Source organism: Porphyromonas sp. HMSC065F10, from assembly GCF_001808555.1.
Lineage (GTDB): Bacteria > Bacteroidota > Bacteroidia > Bacteroidales > Porphyromonadaceae > Porphyromonas_A.
In genome coordinates, this window is record NZ_KV793804.1 from 16,878 (window position 1) to 36,278 (window position 19,401).

Genomic DNA, 19,401 nt, shown 5'->3' on the forward strand with positions numbered 1-19,401 from the left:
CCCCCCACCCCGCCATACCGCTGAGACGACAATGGGAGAAAAGTGGTACATTAGCGGGCAGAAAGCTTTTGTATACTCTCAGAAGTAACTCTTACCACTCACTTAAGACCATGAAGAAATCGCTTATCATTGCGCTCACAGTGGCGCTCCTCACCTCCCTGTCAGCCCTCTCTTACGCCTGCACCACAGCCGTCTTCTCCGGCAAGTCGACCCTGAGCGGTCGCCCGATGCTCTGGAAGGTGCGGGACACTGACTTTTACCACAATTATGTCTCCCGCCATCAGTCCCCCAAGGGCTGGTGGTACATCGGCATCTCCAACGTCGAGGACAAGAAGGGCGAGCAGATCTGGAGCGGACACAACGAACGGGGCTTCGGGATCATGAATAGCGCCTCCTTCAACGTCAATAAGGACGACCCCGCCTCCATTGCCGACCGAGAGGGCTATGTGATGCGCCGGGCTCTGGAGGAGTGCGAGACACTCAAGGACTTCGAGCAGCTCCTCGATGCCATGGTCAAGCCGATGGGGCTGGCCACACACTTTGGCGTCATCGATGCCCACGGCGGGGCAGCGATCTACGAGGTCAATAACTACACGTGGACGAAAGAGGATGCCAATACTGCGCCCGGCGGATATATCGTCCGCTCCAATTACTCTGAGACCGGTGAGCAGGACCGCGGCCTTGGCTACGTGCGCGCCTGCTCAGCGAGAGAGTTGCTCTCCGAGCTGGATGGTCCGGTGACGATCGACTACATCACCAATACCCTCTCCCGCTCCCTCTACAACTCTCAGCTGGGGATTGACTATGGGACCGAGTACCTGAGACACGATGGCTTCGCCAAGGGCTTCATCCTCACCGACGACCTGATGGCACGCTACGACTCTGCCTCCGTCACTATTACCGAGGGTGTCTCTCCGGGCGAGGACACGACTGACGCCACCTCCTGGATACAGGTGGGGCAGCCCTACATCTGCCCGCTGGTGCCGGTATGGGCATGGGCGAAAGTGCCTGCAGAGCTTGGCCTTCCTCAGGAGAAGACTCCCGAGAGCACAATTGCGGAGCTGGTGCTGGAGATCAAGAAGGAGCTCTTCCCCCTCCATACCGTCGAGCAGACCCGCTACCTCTACCTCCCGGTGATCATCAATAAGGAGGGCACCGGGCTGATGCAGCGCATACAGTCTCTTGAGCAGGAGGCACTCCCCGCTATCCGCACCGCTAAGAGCCCGGAGGAGCGCGAGAGACTCACCGGAGCCTACTTGGAGCGATGCACCGCCCTACTGCGCTCGGCACTCGAGGCAAATCCCACGCCTAAGACGAGTAGGTAACGATTCGCTCACAAGTGGAGCAAGTGCTTTTGTCAAGGGGCTGGAAAGAGACCTTCAATAGCTCTTTTGGGGGGCTCAAAGATGGGCAAAACAATAAGCAAGTGGGGCTGTTTACCCCAAGATAAAGAAATCCAGCACCGAACACCTATGGTCAGAAAGTTTTTTATTACTATCTTTGACCAACAAAGGGAAATCTTAAAATTATTATGACGGCAGAAGAATTCAAGAACAGGTTTAACTCCTCAACGAAGAGCCTACGCTACAAGCGGAGAATCATAGAGCATATCATCGACGAAGGTCCGGATACCCTCCCCTCACTCTCCAAGAAGCTGGAGCTGAGCGTACCGACGACGAGTAAGTATGTCAATGAGATGATCGATGGAGGTCTCATGCGTAGCTACGGCAAGCTGGAGACCTCCGGCGGACGGCATCCTTACCTCTTTGGGCTGGATCCCACAAATGTCTACTTCCTCGGTGTGGACTTCACCCAGGGGAAGATGCACATGATGATGATGGACTTCTGTGGCGATCAGGTGCAGGAGGTGATGGACATCCCCTTTAAGTTTGAGAACACGCCCGAGTGCCTCGATGAGATCTGCCACAGGATTGATCACTACATCGATCACGAGTGCACGGTGAAGCGGCAGAATGTCGTCTCCATCGGGCTCAACATCTTCGGGCGCATCAATCCTGAGACCGGATGCAGCTACACCTATTTCAACTTCAGCGAGAGACCTCTTGGCGAACTCCTGACGGAGCACTTCTGCATCCCCGTCTGGGTCGACAACGACTCACGCGCCTGCGCCTACGGAGAATATATGACCCATATCCGCGAGGAGGGGCGCAACATCCTCTTCATCAACGTCACATGGGGTCTCGGTCTCGGTATCATCATCGACGGCAAGCCCTACGCTGGCAAGTCCGGCTTCAGTGGTGAGCTGGGGCACATCCACGCTTTTGAGAACGAAGTACTGTGCCACTGCGGGAAGAAGGGCTGTCTTGAGACCGAGGCGAGTGGTAGCGCCATGTACCGCAAGTTTCAGGAGCGTATCGCCCAAGGAGACACCTCCACGCTCACCTCACCGGATGGTCCCTTCGGCATCACAGATCCTGAGGACGTCACGCTTGACCAGCTGATCGAAGCGACCCAGAGGGAGGACATCCTCTGCATTGACATCCTCGAGGAGATCGGGAATAACCTCGGTATGCACATCGCCGGGCTGATCAACCTCTACAACCCCGACTTCGTCATCATCGGTGGACAGCTCGCCAATACGGGAGACTACTTTATGCAGCCTCTCAAGACAGCGATCCGCAAGTACTCGCTCAATATGGTGAGTCAGGACACCAAGCTGCGACGCTCCCTACTGATGCGCTATGCCGGTGTCGTGGGTGCCTGCATGCTGGCACGCAAGAAGTCGATCGAGCACCTCACGGACACCGAGGAGGAAGAGGAGGCTTAAGTCACCCCGCCACTCACTTAGGGTGGCACGTATAGCGAGACCAATAGTCTCTGAGAGATGGAGGGAGAGCCACCCAAGCTGGCTCTCCCTCCTCCTTTTTTTCGGACATCTGCCTCCACCGGGTGAGGGAAAACACTAATACCGATATTAGTGACGACTAATACCGGTATTAGTGTTTTCTTTTACCGGTATTAGTGCGAGCTATACTCATCAGCCGATGAAGCCGGTTTTTCACACTGAATTTTTACGGCTACAGCATCTGACAACCATTGCCTTACAAGACATGGTACAAAACTTATGGTGCGGGAGAATCAAGTTGGTGCGGGGGTAGACTTTTAGATATTCTTAGAAAAGGGGTAATTTTACCCTCCAAGAGTAAGACTATGAGCAAGCTGACGCAATACATCGAGCTGACACTGGGGGAGCAGAGCAAGTTTGCCCTCCCGGGGCTGGGGACGTTCCGGATCGATCGTCTGCCGGCGCGCCTCGATAGAGGCAAGGGACTGATTTATCCGCCGACGAAGCAGGTTCGCTTCAATCCCGGCAACGCAGCCGATGACGGCATCCTCCGCCGTCGTTATCTGTCCGGTGAAGGCACCCCTGAGGAGCAGGCACAGGTCGCCGGAGAGCGTTTGCGCACCGACATAGAGGAGATGGTCAAGGTGCTCGAGACAGGTGCCCCTGTGACGATCGGTCACCTTGGGATGCTGATCCGCGATCCATGGCAGAGTGGGAAGATCACCTTCCGCAGCGATGGAGGCGCTCGAGGATTTGACTTGCCGGCCGTCACGCTTATGCTGAGAGATGGCGCAGGCAGTGAGGGGATGGAGCAGGAGATCCGATCCGCCTCGCAAGAGCCGGACGCCCAGGAGAGCTATCCGGCTGAGCCTGACGAAGGGTCCTCTATCACAGAAGCTCCATTCACGGTCACTTCGCCCGATCCTGACACAGAGGCAAGCTATTCGGCTGAGCCAGTCAAGGAGACCTCCACACCCGAGGCACAAACTCCGACGCCCCCGGCTGAGCCTACTCCGGAGCCGGTCGCTGAGCCCCCTCTGACACCCACCCCATCCCATCCGACCGACGAGCCTTCCGCACAGCACGAGCGTCCGAGAGAGAGCAAGAGCAAGGCGCTGCAGATCATCATTGGCTGCCTCATAGGACTGGTGGTCCTTGGCGGGATCATTTTCCTCATCACCCGAGGAGGCAAGCCCGCCCCACAGCCTCAGCCTACGCCTACACCCACGACCCAGCAAGCCCCTGCAGTCAAGCCCCAAGAGCCTGTTGCCAAGCCTATTACACCACAGAGAGAGACCTACAAGGGACTCCCAATCTATCGGCAGGGGGAGATCACCCCACGGCACTACATCATCATCGCCAGTCTGATGACCGACAAAGAGATGGAGACTTACCTCAAGTCGCACAAGGTCCATGAGACCTTTCCCGATGCAGGCATCTTGATGATGCGCAATGGGCAACGACGGATCTTCTCCCACGCACTTGAGGACTCTGACCGTGCAGTGGAGCAGATGAGGGAGGTACGGAAGGAGAGGGAGTATAGTCAGTCCTGGATCTATCTTGACAAATAAATACAGCGTATGAATAGACAAGTGATAGCGACGATCGCCGTGATACTGGGTCTCCTCGGAGCGCTCTACTACATCTATGAGATGGTGACGGGACCGGCACCCTGGCACGACCACGTCTATATGGTAGCACTCTTTGCCCTGATCTCCGTATTCAGCTATCCCAACGCCTGCTATGGCTCCCCCGGTGAGATCCACTCGCTCTACCTGCTCGACCGAGTATGGCGCGAGGTGGCAGCCGGCTACATCGTCATCGGGGCGGTACTCGTGGTGAGTCTCATCCTCCACTGCACACAGTCACTCGACTACCTCCGTGAGGAGCTGGGATCACTCATCGTCCTCGCTGCTTTTGCGGGCAGCACCTACTACCGCTACCGCAAGCAGCGCAAGCGCCTCCGGTGACTCAGCTCTCCGATGTGAGGCGAGACCGCGCCTCTGTTTATTTTGCGGTATATTTGTATGCGAATCAGCGTACATATGTCGACTAAAATAAAACAACTGCAGAGACAATCGCAGGAGACCCCTATCCTCTTTGCTGCATGGATGGATCAGCAAGGCATAGCGCGATCAGAGATGGCGGACCTTGTAGGACGCGGTTGGCTCCGGCGGATAGCGTCCGGGGTCTACTGCTTTGACGGATACACGCCCACCCTGCCTGCCGTGCTCTACTCATACCGCAAGCTTTTAGGGAAAAAGTATGTACTTGGAGCCTCTACAGCGCTGGAGCTAAGGGGTTTCTCTCATTTCGGGCATATGGGTGAGGAGCCAATTTTTCTCTACGAGCCTGTTGGAGACCATATCCCCACTTGGCTCCAGACAGGGAATCTCTTGGGAGATCTTCGGTTCTTCAGCACCAACCTCTTTAACGGGAGCGATCTTGGCATCGAGCTCATGGAGGTGGGGGGGTACTATGTGTATGTTTCTTCGCCGGAGAGGGCGATACTCGAGGCCTTAAATTTGACACCAAGGTACCACTCTCTGATAGATATTTACTATGTGGCAGAGATGCTAACCACGCTGAGACCGGGTGTGCTCCAGCAGCTGCTGGAGTCGAGTCGCTCAGTGAAGGTGAATCGCCTGCTCCTTTACTTTGCCGACAAGGCTCAGCTGCCGTGGCTGAAGCAACTGGATACTACGAAAGTTCACTTAGGGAAGGGGACAAGAGCCTTGGCAACTCCGGGGATCTACGTTGACAAGTACCAGATCACAATCCCACAGGAGCTCTATGACTACGAGTGACTACCGGAGTAAGGTCGAACTCCTGATACGCATCATCCCGGCCATAAGTGAGGAGGTAGATCTCGCCATACACGGTGGCACAGCGATCAATCTTTTTGTCAAGGATCTCCCTCGGTACTCGGTAGACATAGACCTCACCTATATCCCAATACTAGACCGCAAGGCGAGTATTGAGAATATCAATGCCTGTCTCGGAAGGATTGCCAACAGACTGAGGCAGTCCGTCAAAGGCATACAGACGGCTTTGAGACCAGATATATGTAAGCTTCTCTGTAGCTTCAAAGGAAGTCAAGTCAAGGTGGAGGTCAATCAGACAAAACGGGGCATTGTCTCCGGAGAGCCGCAATTAATGCCTCTGTGCAATAAGGCACAAGAGGACTTCGGCATGTACTGCGAGGCAAGAGTGGTTCCCATCTCCCTACTATATGGAGGCAAGATCTCTGCAGCACTGTCTCGACAGCATCCGAGAGACCTTTTTGATGTCAGGCATATGGATCACTCCTTGCTGGAGGTGAAAGAGGGGATACTGTATTGTCTCCTCAGTAGCGACCGCCCCATTTCGGAGTCCTTGTCTCCCAACCTCATTGACCAGTCAAGCGTGATGGAGAGCCAGTTTGCAGGGATGACAAAGACTCCATTTACCTACCAAGATTACGAAGCTACGCGAGACAAATTGATCAGGGACATACAGTCTCTATTTTCCGAGTCGGAGCGTGAGTTCCTTATCTCGTTTGCGTGCGGAAGTCCCAAGTGGTCTCTGATACCCTACCCGAGCTTTGAGAGTCATCCCTCTATTGCGTGGAAGCTCCTGAACATCCGCAAGCTGAGAGACAACGATCCTGGTAGCTTCTCCAAGCAGATTAGTAAGCTGAGAGGAATATTGCACAACGAATAGCAAAATCAGAGAGCCCCCCGCAAGTCTCGTACTTGCGGGGGGCTCTCTTTTTATCCCCTAAGGTCAGAGGTGGCGTCCCTTACTAGAATCGTGCTCCGGTATCTCGCCAAAGAGCATACACCAGAGGTCATTCAGTGCCTCCTGCTCCGTGATGCCGGCAGCATCGCTCAGTTTCTCCACGAGGAGCTTCTCCTCAGGCTTCAGCTTGGAGAGGTCGTGGGTATTCGTTTTGACATACTCGCCGGTATTGGCAAAGACGATGAAGGGGATCCCCTTCAGATTAATATCCACCACATCTGTAGCTCGCTGCTTGGTCGTCATCCCGTAGAAGGGCGATGGACGACCACCCTCACCGCTAAACTTGCTGGACCTCGCATGGAGAAGTGTCAGCTGTAGCTCAAATCGGATCTCTGACACGGGGAACTCCATAAAGCCCTTCAGGCCGATCGGATTGGAGATCCCGGTATACTTTGCTCCGCTGTATAGTGTCTTATCCCAAGGGTCGGTGTCGAAGTAGTAGTAATACATATAGTGGTAGACATCATCGTCATACTTCTTAGTCGGATCACCAAACTTTGTGGGTCGGATATTACGGGCGGTGAAGAAGAACTGATGCCTCTTGTCCTCGCCATTGGTGGCAAATTGCCCCGTGATCTCCTTCCCCTCCTTGTCGTACATCTTGATAAGGAGACCATACTGGCGAAGAGAGATACCGGCATCTCTCGCGGCGTTGAAAGTCCGATCCGTCCAGTCCCTCTTGGCGGGATCGATGATGGAGGAGAGGTCGGGAATCTTCTCCTCATTCTTGCCACCATAGACGAGGAAGCGGTCGACGCCCTTGGGCGAGACTTGCCACCCCTTGCCCGGGACCTCCTCGAGGATCATCACCTGCTCCCTGGTGAAATACTTTACGCCCTTCTCCTGGGCTGTGGCGTGCACATCATTGCCGTGGAAGTGGCAGTCAAAGAGGATCAGCTCGATCTTCTTCGGGTCATCGTGGTTCTTATTCTGCACCTCGTCGACCGGGGTACTGGGCTTGCAGGCTGCGAGACCAAGGGTCAGGAGCAGCAGGGCTATGAGCGTAGCGTAATTCGTTTTCTTCATGATATTAAAAGTGATAGGTCACGGCCAGTCGCACGTCCCTACCGAGATCGTGCGCGTAGTACCGTGAGAGATTCGTGTATTCCTTGTATTCCGTATTCAGCAGATTGGAGACGGAGAGCGCGATGCTGAGCGACTGCTCTCCGGTGAGCGGGATCATCGTCCCCGCCTCGAGACCGAGGAGATGGTAGGCCGGCGGAGCGTAGGGGATCAGATCCTGGTCGGGATCGAAGCGCCGCTGCTTGGCCACATACTTATGCGACAGCCCGATCGTGGTCTCCCTCCAGAGGGGGAGCTTCACGTCAAGCGTCTGAGTGAGGCGAAATGGGGGGATGAAGGGGAGATAGCGACCGGTGGAGCGCTCGTTACCGAGGACGATGCCCCCCAGTACACGGTACGAGATCCTGTCGGTGACCGACCAGTGGACCTCCGCATCCACCCCACGGAGAAAGGCGGAGGTACTGCGGTAGCGGAAGAGGGGATAGGAGCCACTGAGGACCGAGAAAAAGTCTCCCGTCGGAGCCTTGTAGATATACCCGCCGATCCACTGCAGATACCCCTCGACCGATGCCCTGAGGGCGCTTGAGGAGTAGTCGATGGCGGCAATCCACTTTAGTGCCCTCTCGCTTCCTAGGGTGTCGTCCCCCTTGAGATACAGTCCTCCGGCGGCATCCAGTCCCTCGCTCCAGAGCTCCGCCACATGGGGTGCCCGCCAGGCGCTGCCGAGCTGCGTCGTCAGAGCGAGGGAGGGGAGGAGGTGATAGTGTGCCGCCGCCATGGCAGTGAGATTGAGATACCGCCGCTCGCCCCCGTAAGGTCGCGAGTAGAGGTCGATACCCTGGGCATTGAGGTACAGGGCGTCAATGCGACTGCCCGCCTCGAGAGCCAGCCGCTCGGTCTGGTACTTCTGCACCCCATAGAGCCCACCGGAGAGACGGACGTAATTGGGTATCAGAGGGACCACTCCCGTACCGGGCTGACTGTAGTTGTTGCTGTAGGTGACTCCGCTCCCCACCTCGCTCGACCAAGGACCATAGCTTTTTGACCAGGTGAGGTCGCCCTGGGCATTGTCGAGCGTCAGGCTGACGCTCGGGATGGAGGAGCGGTCCATACGGCGGAAGTGGTACTCCCGCTGACGGTCACGCTGGTAGGCGAGACATAGGGCAAGGGTCCCCAAGTGGTCGCTGCGATACTCGCCACGCAAACGGAGGTTGTGATGAATAGATCGGTGGCGGGGGAAGGCTATGGAGCGTGAGAAAGGGGACGTCTCCACCGGTCGCCCAAGCTTGATCCGCTCCCGCAGGAGATCCTCGCTGCCAAGCTGCGCACCGAAGTAGATCCCCTCATCGTGGTCGCTCAGGTTGTAGAAGAGCTCCACGAGCCCCCTCTCCCCTCTCCACCCGAGGCTGAGGTCGAGGTCTCCCGACCGAGCACCGGTGTTATTAAGGAGGTACTTGGCGGTTGAGCGGTCCCCGGCGGTGGCATAGGCGGCCTGGATGCGGTAGGCTACAGAGGACAAGGGGCTACCGGCAAGGGCGAAGTCGGCACCGAGACTACGACCATTGGAGCCATACTCTGTCCCGATGCGCCCGGTAGTCTGCTCACCATAAGGCAGCAGCGGGCTGTCAATGATGATCACCCCGCCGAGGGCATCGCTGCCGTAGCGAACCGACTCCGCCCCCTTGAGGACGGTGATCATGCCGGCATGCCCTGCGTGGAGCCGGGTGCCGAAGTCGACATTCCACTGCTGTGCCTCCTGACGCACTCCGTTTCGGATGATCAGGATCCTATTCCCCGAGAGACCGTGGATCACCGGCACCCCCTCGCCACTGCCGGTACTGATGCTGCTCACCCCCTTGACCATCGTCAGCGCATCGGTCAGGTCTTGCCGGATCGTCCGGTGGAGGTCATCGGAGGTGATCACATCCCCCACCATCGTCTGCGCCTTGGGTGTCCGCTGCGCCACCACCTCCACAGCGTCCAGCACTTCGCGAGCGGGACGCATATAGATAGTGGTATCCCTCAGGCTCTCCACCGGGATTGAGAAGGGCTCATAGCCGACGAAGCTGCCGACGAGCCGCCCCCCTCCTTGCCCGGCATCCGTCGGGACAAGCGCAAGACCTGCTCCATCCGTGAGATAGGTGTGACGACCCAGCCGGAGGATCACGCACGGCAGGGGCTGTCTGTCCTCCGCATCGAGGACGGTGACCCGCCACGACTGAGCCGCCGCCGACAGGGTCAGTAGCGTGAGCAGTGTCCCAAAGAGGGTACACCTCACGCCGTCATATGGTATGTGTGTCATTTGATTTCTCTCTATAGTACAACAGAGCCGACCGCTCCGGAGAGCGACCGACGACAAGCGTTACTATAGAGGGAAGGGAGGGGCTCGAAGGGACGGAAGGACAAGCGAGACAGAGTGTAGCACCGGAGTCGGAGCCACGGAGAGCTCTACACCGGTCATCCGAGGTGCAATGACCTCAGGAGTCCCCTCGCCCTCGTCAAAAGTCTCGGAGAGGAAGTGGAGGAAGAGACAGCCGGTGGCACTCGTCGGCGAGGTGTCGCAGAGACCGCTGACGTGATCAACCGACGAGAGGTGGACCGGAAGCGTCACCGCTACCGAGCCAAAGACAGCCAGCATCACGCCGGCCAGCACCCTTATAATCTGCTCCCTCTTCATATCCTTGGCAAAGGTACGAAAAAAGGTAAGTAGAGTACGACAATATCACATGGGTTGACAGGCAGAGACTGAGAGGTAATCGGCAAGGAGGTAACTCTGTCGCATTTCGTCAAGAAGTAAACATCAGTTACTGACCCGGTATCCGATCCTCGGGATAGTGGTCGCTGGCAACAAAGAGATAGTCCTCCACTGCCTTGTAGAATAGTGGCAACCCCTGCTCAAGATCGTAGGAGTGTTTACCCCAAGACGTAAACATTATGATTAGCAATTCGTATGGTATCCCGGGAAACTTTTTCCCTCCATATGCTTCATACTCCACTCTCATAGGAAGCATAGCCCCTCCTGATCCGACATACACCCTCTCCATATCCCAGTACCAGCAAAGATTCTTACAGCCCTCATAAGGGTTTTTCTCCTCGCCCTTGTAGTACCTACACTGCTTAATAAGCTCTTCCCTTGTCATTGCTCTATATGATGTTGCCACTCACCCGCTAAGGTAATAATAAAGGAACTGATTTACATAGAAATAGCGCTATGGCATCGAATGGCGCATCGAGGGGTAGAGAATAGTCTTCCGTCATCATCAAGATAGAAACTCATATAGCACACTTCTAATGTAGCATTATATGACTAATCCACACAGATTTCGGACACAATGCAACTCGCACTGAAGAAAGTGGACACAAGAGCCCTCCTATGCTGTTGTCACAAGCCTAAAAGTCGCATCGCACTCAATGTCCGAGGAAATGAGTAACTTTAGGTCGCAATCACAGAAGGGTATACAAAAGATTGTCATGAAAAAAGTAACATCATCACTCCTGCTCCTTATGTTCCCGCTGCTTGTCGGGCTGTCCGGGTGTCTCCCCAAGCTTGACGAGACGGAGGAGGTGATCACGTGGGAACACTTTGCGACCGGATTCATTGAGAAACCGACCTTTATAGTTGCCCAGGACTATGGGACCGGTCTGCTCTGGGTCTATAGCACACAGATCGTGCGGGGACAGAAGGGGGGTACCTTCAAGGACTGTGTCTCGATATTTGACGAGTCGCAGCGTCCCCACGTTGCCAAGTATGCGGAGACCTTCGGTGACAAGGTGGACAAGCCCTTTACCTACAAGGGATTGGTACGTAACGGAGGAGCATCCGTGCCACTTCACTTCTACTACGCCACACCGGTCTCCTCGATCACCATCACGAGCGACATCGCCTGGAGCAAGAGCCTGCCGGCAGGGAGCGACCTGGCGAGCGAATTTGCCTATTTCACCGGCTGCTCCGACCGCTTTGCGAAGGAGCATGAGAAGTACTCCCCCAAGGAGCCGCCCTCAGACTTTCCGATCCGCAACGTCGCTTACAAGGAGATCCTGCGGCGAAACTTTGCTAATCAGAGTAGCGCCACCGAGATACTCTACGGCAAGCTGAGCGACCTCGACCTGACGAGCCGGGACTACGTCGGCATCTCTACGGTCTTTATGATCCTGGGGACGGACAATGCCGAGTACCGCAAGCCTCAGACGCTGACCGTGAAGATGACTTTCCGTGACGGACAGACTGCCACGATGAAGCTCCGGCTCAATCAGTACGGCAAGGGCCCGTGGATGTGAGGATAGGTGGCGGAGCTATGTGCCGGGGACTTGGTATCTTTGCGGTATGAGAGTCGATATACTGACCGTACTGCCGGAGATGATCGAGCCCTTCATCGGCATGTCGATGCTTAAGAGGGCTCAGGAGAAGGGTCTCGCTGAGATCTTTGTCCACAACCTCCGTGACTACACAACCAATAAGTGGCGACGCGTGGATGACTATCCCTTTGGCGGTGCCGCAGGTATGGTGATGCAGATAGAGCCGGTGGAGCGCGCCATAGAGACACTCCGGGCGGAGCGCCCCTACGATGAGGTGATCTTCACCTCACCCGACGGGGACTTGCTCGACCAGCCGACTGCCAATAGCCTCTCCCTCAAGGAGAATATCATCATCCTCTGCGGGCACTATAAGGGCATTGACCAGCGGATCCGCGACCACCTGATCACCCGCGAGATCAGCATCGGTGACTACGTCCTCACCGGAGGAGAGCTCCCCGCTGCCGTGATCGCTGACTCGATCATCCGCCTGATCCCGGGGGTGCTGGGCGATGAGGAGAGCGCACTCTCCGACTCCTTTCAGGACAATCTCCTCGCCCCACCCATCTATACCCGTCCCGCCGACTGGCATGGGTGGAGGGTACCCGATGTACTTCTCTCCGGCAATGAGCGTCTCATACGCGAGTGGGAGTACGACCGGGCGGTAGAGCGGACGAAGCGGCTTCGCCCACAGCTCCTCGAGGGGGAAGAGCCTTCTCACAAGAATTAGTGCAATCACACACGATACAGATCCCTAAATGCTTGACAAAATCCTTATCTTAGACTTTGGCTCCCAGACGACTCAGCTCATCGCTCGCCGTGTGAGAGACCTCGGTGTCTACTGTGAGGTGGTGCCGTACCGATCGATACCGGAGGACTTCTCCGATATCAAGGGCGTCATACTCAGCGGTAGCCCCTACTCCATCCACGATCCCCGCTCCTTCCGGATCGACGTGCAGGCGCTGATCGACCGGGGGCTCCCGATCTTGGCGATATGCTATGGGGCCCAGCTGATCACCGGTGAGCTGGGTGGCACCGTTGAGCAGACTGGTCTGCACGAGTATGGTCGCACCCATCTCTCCATAGGTGGCGAGGGGGCAAAGGATCCGCTCCTCCGGGGACTCTCCGAAGGGACGACCGTCTGGATGTCTCACAGCGACTCGATCACCGTCCTGCCGGAGGGCTTCGAGGTGCTGGCGACGACGGAGAATATCCCGATCGCTGTCTTCCGCAGCAAGACAGCTCCGGTCTGGGGCGTGCAGTTTCACCCCGAGGCGCACCACTCCGAGCAGGGGAGCCGCCTGCTGGGCAACTTCATCGACATATGCGGGCTGGAGCACGACTGGACGCCTGCCTCCTTCATCGACACCACGGTGGCGGAGCTGAGGGAGCAGCTGGGAGAGGACAAGGTGATCCTCGCCCTCAGTGGCGGGGTCGACTCAAGCGTCTGCGCCACTCTCCTCCACCGCGCTATCGGTGACCGACTCTACTGCATTTTCGTCAACCACGGACTCCTCCGCAAGGGAGAGTTTGACGAAGTGATGTCTCTCTACAAGGGGCTGGGACTTAATGTAAAGGGGATCGACGCCGTCGACTACTTCTACTCTCAGCTCAAGGGCGTCTCCGACCCGGAGCAGAAGCGAAAGATCATCGGCAAGGGCTTCATCGACGTCTTTGCCGCTGAGGCGCATAAGCTCAAGGATGTGAAGTGGCTCGCTCAGGGGACTATCTACCCCGACGTGATCGAGTCGCTCTCCATCACCGGCACGACGATCAAGAGCCATCACAATGTGGGCGGTCTGCCTGAGGACCTGAAGTTTAGCCTCGTGGAGCCGCTCCGCAAGCTCTTCAAGGACGAGGTGCGCAAGGTGGGCGAGGAGCTCGGCATGCCACACGACATGGTCTATCGTCAGCCCTTCCCCGGTCCCGGTCTCGCCATCCGCATCCTCGGTGATATCACGCCGGAGAAGGTTCGGATCCTACAGGAGGCGGACCACATCTTCATCAGCCGGCTCCGCGAGGCCGGTCTCTACGACGAGGTATGGCAGGCGGGAGCGATCCTCCTACCGGTTCACTCCGTCGGCGTGATGGGTGACGAGCGGACCTACGACCAGGTGATCGCACTCCGTGCCGTCACCTCCGTCGATGCGATGAGTGCCGACTGGGCGCACCTGCCCTACGACTTCCTTGCACGCGTGTCGAGTGAGATCATCAATACGGTGGACGGCGTCAATCGCTGCGTCTACGACATCTCCTCCAAGCCGCCATCCACGATCGAGTGGGAGTAACCCTCCCCCCCCCCGAGAGCATAAAGAGAAAGGACGCACAGTCGAATGGCTGTGCGTCCTTTTTTTTACTTCTCCTCGAGGAGCTTTACCAGCTCGAAGAAATTATAGGAGCGGCAGTACCGCTTCGCCTTATTATAGCGGACATTGACCTCCTGATACGACGACCAGAGCGCTGTAAAGTCATGGACTGGTCTCATATCTCTCCGACCATCCTCGCTGACGAAGGTGGTGCGATTGGTCCCCGAGAGCGGGATGCCACCGAAGTCTGTCACTAACCACAGGACGCCCTCCTCATCGACGTGCGTCGCTAAGGGGCAGGTCGCCCACCACTCCAGGTAGATCCCCACGGTGGGCCGCTCAAAGCCTGAGCTCCCCGTGTAAGCAAGACCACACTGAGTCATCAGCGGGGTCAGGAACATCCGACTATCCCTCAGGATCTCCTCTCGGTGCCTATAGATGAGAAACGCATGCTCCAGCCAGAGCGTCCACCCGAGCTTCCGGATCTCATCGATCTCCTCCTCGGTCTCATCCGACCGAAACTTCGGCTGAGGCTTGTAGTAATACTCGCCGGTCTCGTGATTGAGAGCCCAGCGTGTCGGCACCGGTTTCTCACCCTCCCCGAGTGGCTCGCACGGCAACACCGTCCCATCGAGCAGGGTGATCGAGGTAATGACCTTATTCTTCTCCATAGCTTGAGCGCCTTAGACTAAAGTGTGGTTACATCTTATCCAAAAGCAAATATACCTCTTTTCCGCACACACCCGATCTCTTCGGAGGGACAAGCCTCTGCAAATCACTATCTATGGGGTAGTCGTATAGCACGATGCTGTAGGACACTCAATGGGTGGTGCCGGAATACTACACACCGCCATAATACCCTACCCCAAAGGTATGAGAGGAAAGATAAGGACTGTCATCGGACTCAATCCCCTAAAACGGCGGTCCAATGATGGCAGACGTAGGAGGTGGCGCCAACAATTTTGACCTACAAAAAAATGTTTACAGAAGCTCCCGTATCTCTGCTGTATCTAGAGATCCTAATCCCTTACTCTCTTATCTATCATCCCCTTCAAGGGTAACCGCTTCCTGTCCCAGCAGATCAAAATGCATATCCGAAGCAGGGAGAGGCAGGTAGTGGCGGATGTAGTCTATCTCTAGCGTGAGCGGCTGCTCCGGCGGTACCGGTCGGCCTACCCAAGAGCCTCCCATCTGGGCTGACAGGATGAGGTAAAAGGGGTAAGGAAACTGCTCCTCGCCCTCCACGACACGAGGGTAGGTGTGGCACAGCTGATCATTCACCAAGAGCAAGATCTGATGCTCCTCGATCACTACGCTGTAGACATTGAAGCAACTCGAGTCTATCCCTATGACGCCCCCGCGGTCGGGTCCGTCGTAGCCCTCCCGCTCTGTCAGTCCGTTGTGGACCGTCTGGTAGACGATGGAGTCTTGATTGAGATGCTCCATAATGTCTATCTCGCCATTATGCGGCCACGACACATCGGAGGCATAGCCGAGCATCCAGATGGCAGGCCAAAATCCCTGGCCACTGTCAAATCGGGCACGCACATCGATGCGTCCCAGCCGGATCTCCTGCTTCCCCTTGCCCCATAGTCCAGCGGTCACGTAGGTGCCGGTGGTGCGGTCATAGTCAGCCCGGAGCTTCAGGGTCCCACCCGAGATCTCCATCAGGTCAGGGCGCTCCGACGTCATGTGGCGAGCCCAGTCGTAGGGCTGAGCCGGGACGATGCTCCAGAGGGTGCTGTCCGGGGTCTCCGATGCGAAGTTCTCCTCCCATGCAAGCCGATAGCCCTCATACTGCAGCCGATCTGACTCCTGTCCCGCGCAGAGACCGGCAGCGAGGATCGAGGATAAAATAGTCAATAAGCATCTACTCATCATATGTGTCAGGTAAAGGAAGTGAAGCTCCTCAGCAGGGGCGGGATCTCGGAGAGTCGGCTCACCTCGTATAGGGGTACTCTGAGCGATTCGTCCGGTCGAGCCTGACCTCGGAGGTTAAACCATATCGCCGGCAGTCCGGCATTGTCTGCACCCTGGATGTCCGACTCCCAGTCGTCACCGATCATCACCGTCTCCGAGCGCCGTGAGCGAGAGCGAGAGAGCGCGTAGTCAAAGATCGCCTTACTCGGCTTATTGATCCCCGCCATCTCGCTCAGCACGATGCAGTCCACGTAGGGCAGGATCCCTGCGGCAGCCATCTTCCGGTGCTGCACCTCCACGAATCCATTGGACAGGATCACGATCCGATAGCGACGACGCAGCTCCTGCAGCAGCTCGATGGCCCCGGGGATGGTCTCCTTCTTCGTTGCCGTGAGCGAGAGGAATTGCCGATTGATCTCTTCGAGGAGCTGCTCATCGAGTGGTCCCATAAAGTGCTCAAGAGGCTCCCTGAAGCGCCTCACGGTCAGCTCCGGCTTCGTGATCTCACCGACACGGTAGAGATGCCAGAGGTGATCATTGATCGGCTGGTAGACATCCCGCAGGGTCTCAAAGGAGTCGATCCATCGGCTCCATCCTCGAGCCTCATACACCTCACGCAGGGCCGACTGGTTGTTACGGGTAGTCGCCCAGAGCGTATCGTCGAGGTCGATCAGCACCGTCTTTACTATCATAGGGAAAAATGGGGGAGTTGGTCTTGCACAAAAAGAGACGAGGTAAGGATCAGGATACTCCTCGCCTCGTCTCAGGATAGCTGTCGGGTGAGACTTTTTTTGGGAAAAAGGCTCAGGCAGTGACTTACTCTAAAGGACCTTTGCAAAACGGTCTTTCGCTGAAAAAGCACCGCTTTATCGGCAGGGACTTTGCAGAACACCCCAGATGCAAGGAACTGAGAGGGAGGGCGAAGGGAGTGTGCTTACGCACATAACCAACCCCGAATCTCGAAAGTGACGCCGCAGATGGGGTATTATGCAAAGGTCTCTCTAAAGGGCGGAGATCACTCCACCTCTACGACGAGATACTTGCTTCGGCTCCAGAAGTCCTTCTGGTTGTCGATGACAAGCGTCTGATTGCCATCTGCATCCTTCTCAAAGTGATACGAGGAGGCGGGATGCTGGGTGCGCAGATGCGCCTTGGCGGCAAAGAGCGCAATCGTCGTCAGGTCACGGGTGTCCACCTGCTTGAAGTACTCCTGATTGAAGCCCTCGGGAAGCACCTTTGCCTTGGAGAAGAGACCACCACCCTTGATGATATTCTCCTCCTTCAGCTCACTGAGTGTACCGAAGCAGTAGTAGGCGCGGTGCAGGGCAGCGTCCTGATCCTGCAGTCGCTTATTCTGGATCGCGATGGTCGCCTCATTGACAGCACCCCTCTCCGACTGCTCAGAGATGAGACTATCCTGTCGGGCGATCATCCCCCGAGCGCTCTCGAGGTCGGCCTGGAGAGACTGGATCATCTGATCCTTCTCAGCGATCTGGCTGGTAAGGAGACTGATCTTCTTATCGAGGGCTGCGATATTGATGCCGCTACGCTTCAGCTTCTCCTGCTGCTGGGCAAGGTTCTGCTTATTCTCCTGCAGTGTCTGGCGGAGCAGCGAGATCTCGTCCATGATGCGCTGCTTCTGAGACTGATTGAGCTCTCCCTTGAGAGCGTCAGCCTGCACACGATGCTCGGCATCAGCGATCTGGCTGAGGTTGCCCTCCACCTCGTTGATGATGCCGATGGCTTCATTGAGATCAGCCTGATTCTTATCACTCTGCATCAGCAGGGAGTCATAGCTGGTCTTCAGCTTGTCGTAGCTGGATCCCTTATTACCGGTACAGCCGACCACCATTAGCGAGAGAGCCACTGAGGCTCCGGCTAAGGTCTTGACTAATGATCTGATCATACTCTATTATTGTCTTGCTTAGTTTCTGTCACGGAGCTCATCATTGAACTCCGCCACAAAATTATCGAAATTTATTCTTGTGCACCTTCTCCCCCTTAGGCAACCCCTCCACCACGAGGACCATCTCCCCCTTAGGCTCCTCTGTGGCAAAGTGTTGCAGCAGATCCGAGGGGACGCCCCTCAGATACTCCTCGTACCGCTTGGAGATCTCTCGAGCGAGGACGACGCGTCGCGTATCGCCATACAGCTCGCCGATCTCCTCGAGCAACCTGACGATGCGGGTGGGCGCCTCGTAGAGGATCGTAGTCTCCTCCCGATCCTCGAGTGCCCTCAGCCTGGTGAGGCGTCCCTTCTTGTGCGGGAGAAAGCCCTCAAAGACAAAGCGATCACACGGCAACCCTGAGGCGACGACGGCAGGGATCACTGCCGTAGCGCCCGGGAGACAGCTCACCTCGATGCCCGCCTCTACACAGGAGCGGACGAGGAGAAACCCCGGGTCAGAGATCCCCGGTGTGCCGGCATCGGAGATCAGGCACACCCGGCGCCCCTGAGAGATCTCCTCCGTCACCCGCTCGACGATCTTATGCTCATTGAATATATGGTAACTGATCATCGGGGTCTCGATGCCATACTCTCGCAGCAGGGTCGCCGACGTGCGGGTGTCCTCCGCCAGGATCAGGTCCGCCTCGCGGAGGAGACGGACAGCCCTGTAGGTCATGTCCTCGAGATTGCCCACCGGAGTGGGGATGATGGTCAGTGGTGTACTCATGGCAGACTATCTCCGAGTAGAGCAGGAGAGGACAAAGTCGTAGAAGCGCTTCCCCTCCTCTGACTCCATATCGAGGTCAAGGGTCTCCGTAAGGTAGTGTCGCACCTGAGAGACGGAGCTAAGCCGGTCGATCTCCCCGAGGACCCTATTGAGCTCGGGGCGATTGCCTCCGAAGAGTCCATTGGCGAAGAAGAAAGAGTCAGCCACCGACAGCTGCCCGGCGGTGTGGAAGTCGACCAGCGGCTCAAAGGCGGTCTCCAGCGTCAGCTCGGGGACCTTCTCCTCCAGCTCCTGATCCACCATAACGGGTGCGCCACAGCTCTCCGGGGAGCTGCACTCCTCAGCAATAGGCACCTCCTTCACCTCCTCCAGATCGGGGGTTGCGGGCGTCGCATAGAGATCGGTCACCTCATCGCGTATCTCCGTCAGCTCCTCTATCAGCCGATTGATACGCTCTACCAGCCGGGCTCCATTACCATGTACTTCACTCATGATGATTATTGATGAGTCATCTATTACTCTCACAAAGGTACCAAAATTGGTCACCTCGGACTACCGTACTCTAATACCGATATTAGTGCGCTCTAATACCGGTAAA

Annotated in this window: 19 protein-coding genes; 9 read left to right on the forward strand and 10 right to left on the reverse strand. The window is 56.6% G+C overall.

What is annotated here, in order from left to right; translation table 11 throughout:
* Positions 1–110 precede the first annotated feature (110 nt).
* From HMPREF2890_RS07690 to HMPREF2890_RS07715, 6 genes are all read left to right on the forward strand, one after another.
* Positions 111–1,325 carry a C45 family peptidase gene (locus HMPREF2890_RS07690; RefSeq protein WP_070467293.1) on the forward strand — a complete coding sequence of 405 codons (1,215 nt, stop codon included), beginning with the start codon at positions 111–113 and terminating at the stop codon, positions 1,323–1,325.
* A gap of 206 nt (positions 1,326–1,531) precedes the next feature.
* Positions 1,532–2,788, forward strand: coding sequence for an ROK family protein (locus HMPREF2890_RS07695; protein WP_070467294.1), 1,257 nt, complete (start codon positions 1,532–1,534; stop codon positions 2,786–2,788).
* A gap of 383 nt (positions 2,789–3,171) precedes the next feature.
* Positions 3,172–4,377, forward strand: coding sequence for an HU domain-containing protein (locus HMPREF2890_RS07700; RefSeq protein WP_070467296.1), 1,206 nt, complete (start codon positions 3,172–3,174; stop codon positions 4,375–4,377).
* Between the two features lie 9 nt (positions 4,378–4,386).
* Positions 4,387–4,776 carry a hypothetical protein gene (locus tag HMPREF2890_RS07705; protein ID WP_070467298.1) on the forward strand — a complete coding sequence of 130 codons (390 nt, stop codon included), beginning with the start codon at positions 4,387–4,389 and terminating at the stop codon, positions 4,774–4,776.
* A 75-nt stretch (positions 4,777–4,851) separates the two neighbouring features.
* A complete protein-coding gene (locus HMPREF2890_RS07710; RefSeq protein ID WP_070467300.1) occupies positions 4,852–5,613 on the forward strand; it encodes a type IV toxin-antitoxin system AbiEi family antitoxin domain-containing protein in 762 nt (253 codons plus the stop codon).
* A complete protein-coding gene (locus HMPREF2890_RS07715; protein WP_070467302.1) occupies positions 5,600–6,508 on the forward strand; it encodes a nucleotidyl transferase AbiEii/AbiGii toxin family protein in 909 nt (302 codons plus the stop codon). The genes HMPREF2890_RS07710 and HMPREF2890_RS07715 overlap by 14 nt, the downstream gene beginning before the upstream one ends.
* 63 nt (positions 6,509–6,571) lie before the next feature.
* Here the strand turns inward: HMPREF2890_RS07715 and HMPREF2890_RS07720 are convergent, their stop codons facing one another.
* The 4 genes from HMPREF2890_RS07720 to HMPREF2890_RS07735 all read right to left on the reverse strand — a co-directional run bounded on the left by HMPREF2890_RS07720 (position 6,572) and on the right by HMPREF2890_RS07735 (position 10,749).
* Complete coding sequence (locus HMPREF2890_RS07720) at positions 6,572–7,612, reverse strand: hypothetical protein (protein WP_070467305.1); 1,041 nt, start codon at positions 7,610–7,612, stop codon at positions 6,572–6,574.
* A gap of 4 nt (positions 7,613–7,616) precedes the next feature.
* Entirely contained in the window at positions 7,617–9,911 is a 2,295-nt protein-coding gene (locus tag HMPREF2890_RS07725; protein WP_070467307.1) for a TonB-dependent receptor, read from the reverse strand.
* Positions 9,912–9,974: 63 nt separating this feature from the next.
* Positions 9,975–10,286: a hypothetical protein gene (locus HMPREF2890_RS07730; RefSeq protein WP_070467310.1), complete on the reverse strand. Its 312-nt coding sequence runs from the start codon at positions 10,284–10,286 to the stop codon at positions 9,975–9,977.
* Between the two features lie 127 nt (positions 10,287–10,413).
* On the reverse strand, positions 10,414–10,749 hold the full coding sequence (locus tag HMPREF2890_RS07735; RefSeq protein WP_070467312.1) for a hypothetical protein: 336 nt from the start codon (positions 10,747–10,749) through the stop codon (positions 10,414–10,416).
* A gap of 331 nt (positions 10,750–11,080) precedes the next feature.
* On the opposite strand from HMPREF2890_RS07735, the gene HMPREF2890_RS07740 reads away from it, so the two are divergent.
* From HMPREF2890_RS07740 to guaA, 3 genes are read left to right on the forward strand one after another with little or no spacing between them, the layout of a single operon-like run.
* Complete coding sequence (locus HMPREF2890_RS07740) at positions 11,081–11,887, forward strand: hypothetical protein (protein ID WP_148130723.1); 807 nt, start codon at positions 11,081–11,083, stop codon at positions 11,885–11,887.
* 46 nt (positions 11,888–11,933) lie between these two features.
* Positions 11,934–12,632: a tRNA (guanosine(37)-N1)-methyltransferase TrmD gene (gene trmD, locus HMPREF2890_RS07745; RefSeq protein ID WP_070467317.1), complete on the forward strand. Its 699-nt coding sequence runs from the start codon at positions 11,934–11,936 to the stop codon at positions 12,630–12,632.
* Between the two features lie 28 nt (positions 12,633–12,660).
* On the forward strand, positions 12,661–14,190 hold the full coding sequence (guaA, locus tag HMPREF2890_RS07750; RefSeq protein WP_070467319.1) for a glutamine-hydrolyzing GMP synthase: 1,530 nt from the start codon (positions 12,661–12,663) through the stop codon (positions 14,188–14,190).
* A 65-nt stretch (positions 14,191–14,255) separates the two neighbouring features.
* Here the strand turns inward: guaA and HMPREF2890_RS07755 are convergent, their stop codons facing one another.
* The 6 genes from HMPREF2890_RS07755 to HMPREF2890_RS07780 all read right to left on the reverse strand — a co-directional run bounded on the left by HMPREF2890_RS07755 (position 14,256) and on the right by HMPREF2890_RS07780 (position 19,295).
* Entirely contained in the window at positions 14,256–14,879 is a 624-nt protein-coding gene (locus tag HMPREF2890_RS07755; protein WP_070467321.1) for a hypothetical protein, read from the reverse strand.
* Positions 14,880–15,243: 364 nt separating this feature from the next.
* Entirely contained in the window at positions 15,244–16,086 is an 843-nt protein-coding gene (locus HMPREF2890_RS07760) for a glycoside hydrolase family 16 protein (RefSeq protein WP_210394793.1), read from the reverse strand.
* Positions 16,087–16,094: 8 nt separating this feature from the next.
* Positions 16,095–16,820, reverse strand: coding sequence for a YjjG family noncanonical pyrimidine nucleotidase (locus HMPREF2890_RS07765; RefSeq protein WP_070467325.1), 726 nt, complete (start codon positions 16,818–16,820; stop codon positions 16,095–16,097).
* A 323-nt stretch (positions 16,821–17,143) separates the two neighbouring features.
* The gene (locus HMPREF2890_RS07770) at positions 17,144–18,034 is read right to left on the reverse strand and encodes a Cbp1 family collagen-binding glycoprotein adhesin (RefSeq protein WP_083289899.1); all 891 of its coding nucleotides are present in this window, start codon (positions 18,032–18,034) and stop codon (positions 17,144–17,146) included.
* A 61-nt stretch (positions 18,035–18,095) separates the two neighbouring features.
* On the reverse strand, positions 18,096–18,803 hold the full coding sequence (rsmI, locus tag HMPREF2890_RS07775; protein ID WP_070467328.1) for a 16S rRNA (cytidine(1402)-2'-O)-methyltransferase: 708 nt from the start codon (positions 18,801–18,803) through the stop codon (positions 18,096–18,098).
* A gap of 6 nt (positions 18,804–18,809) precedes the next feature.
* Positions 18,810–19,295 (reverse strand): hypothetical protein, encoded by a 486-nt coding sequence (locus tag HMPREF2890_RS07780; protein ID WP_070467330.1) that lies wholly within the window; start codon positions 19,293–19,295, stop codon positions 18,810–18,812.
* Positions 19,296–19,401 lie beyond the last annotated feature (106 nt).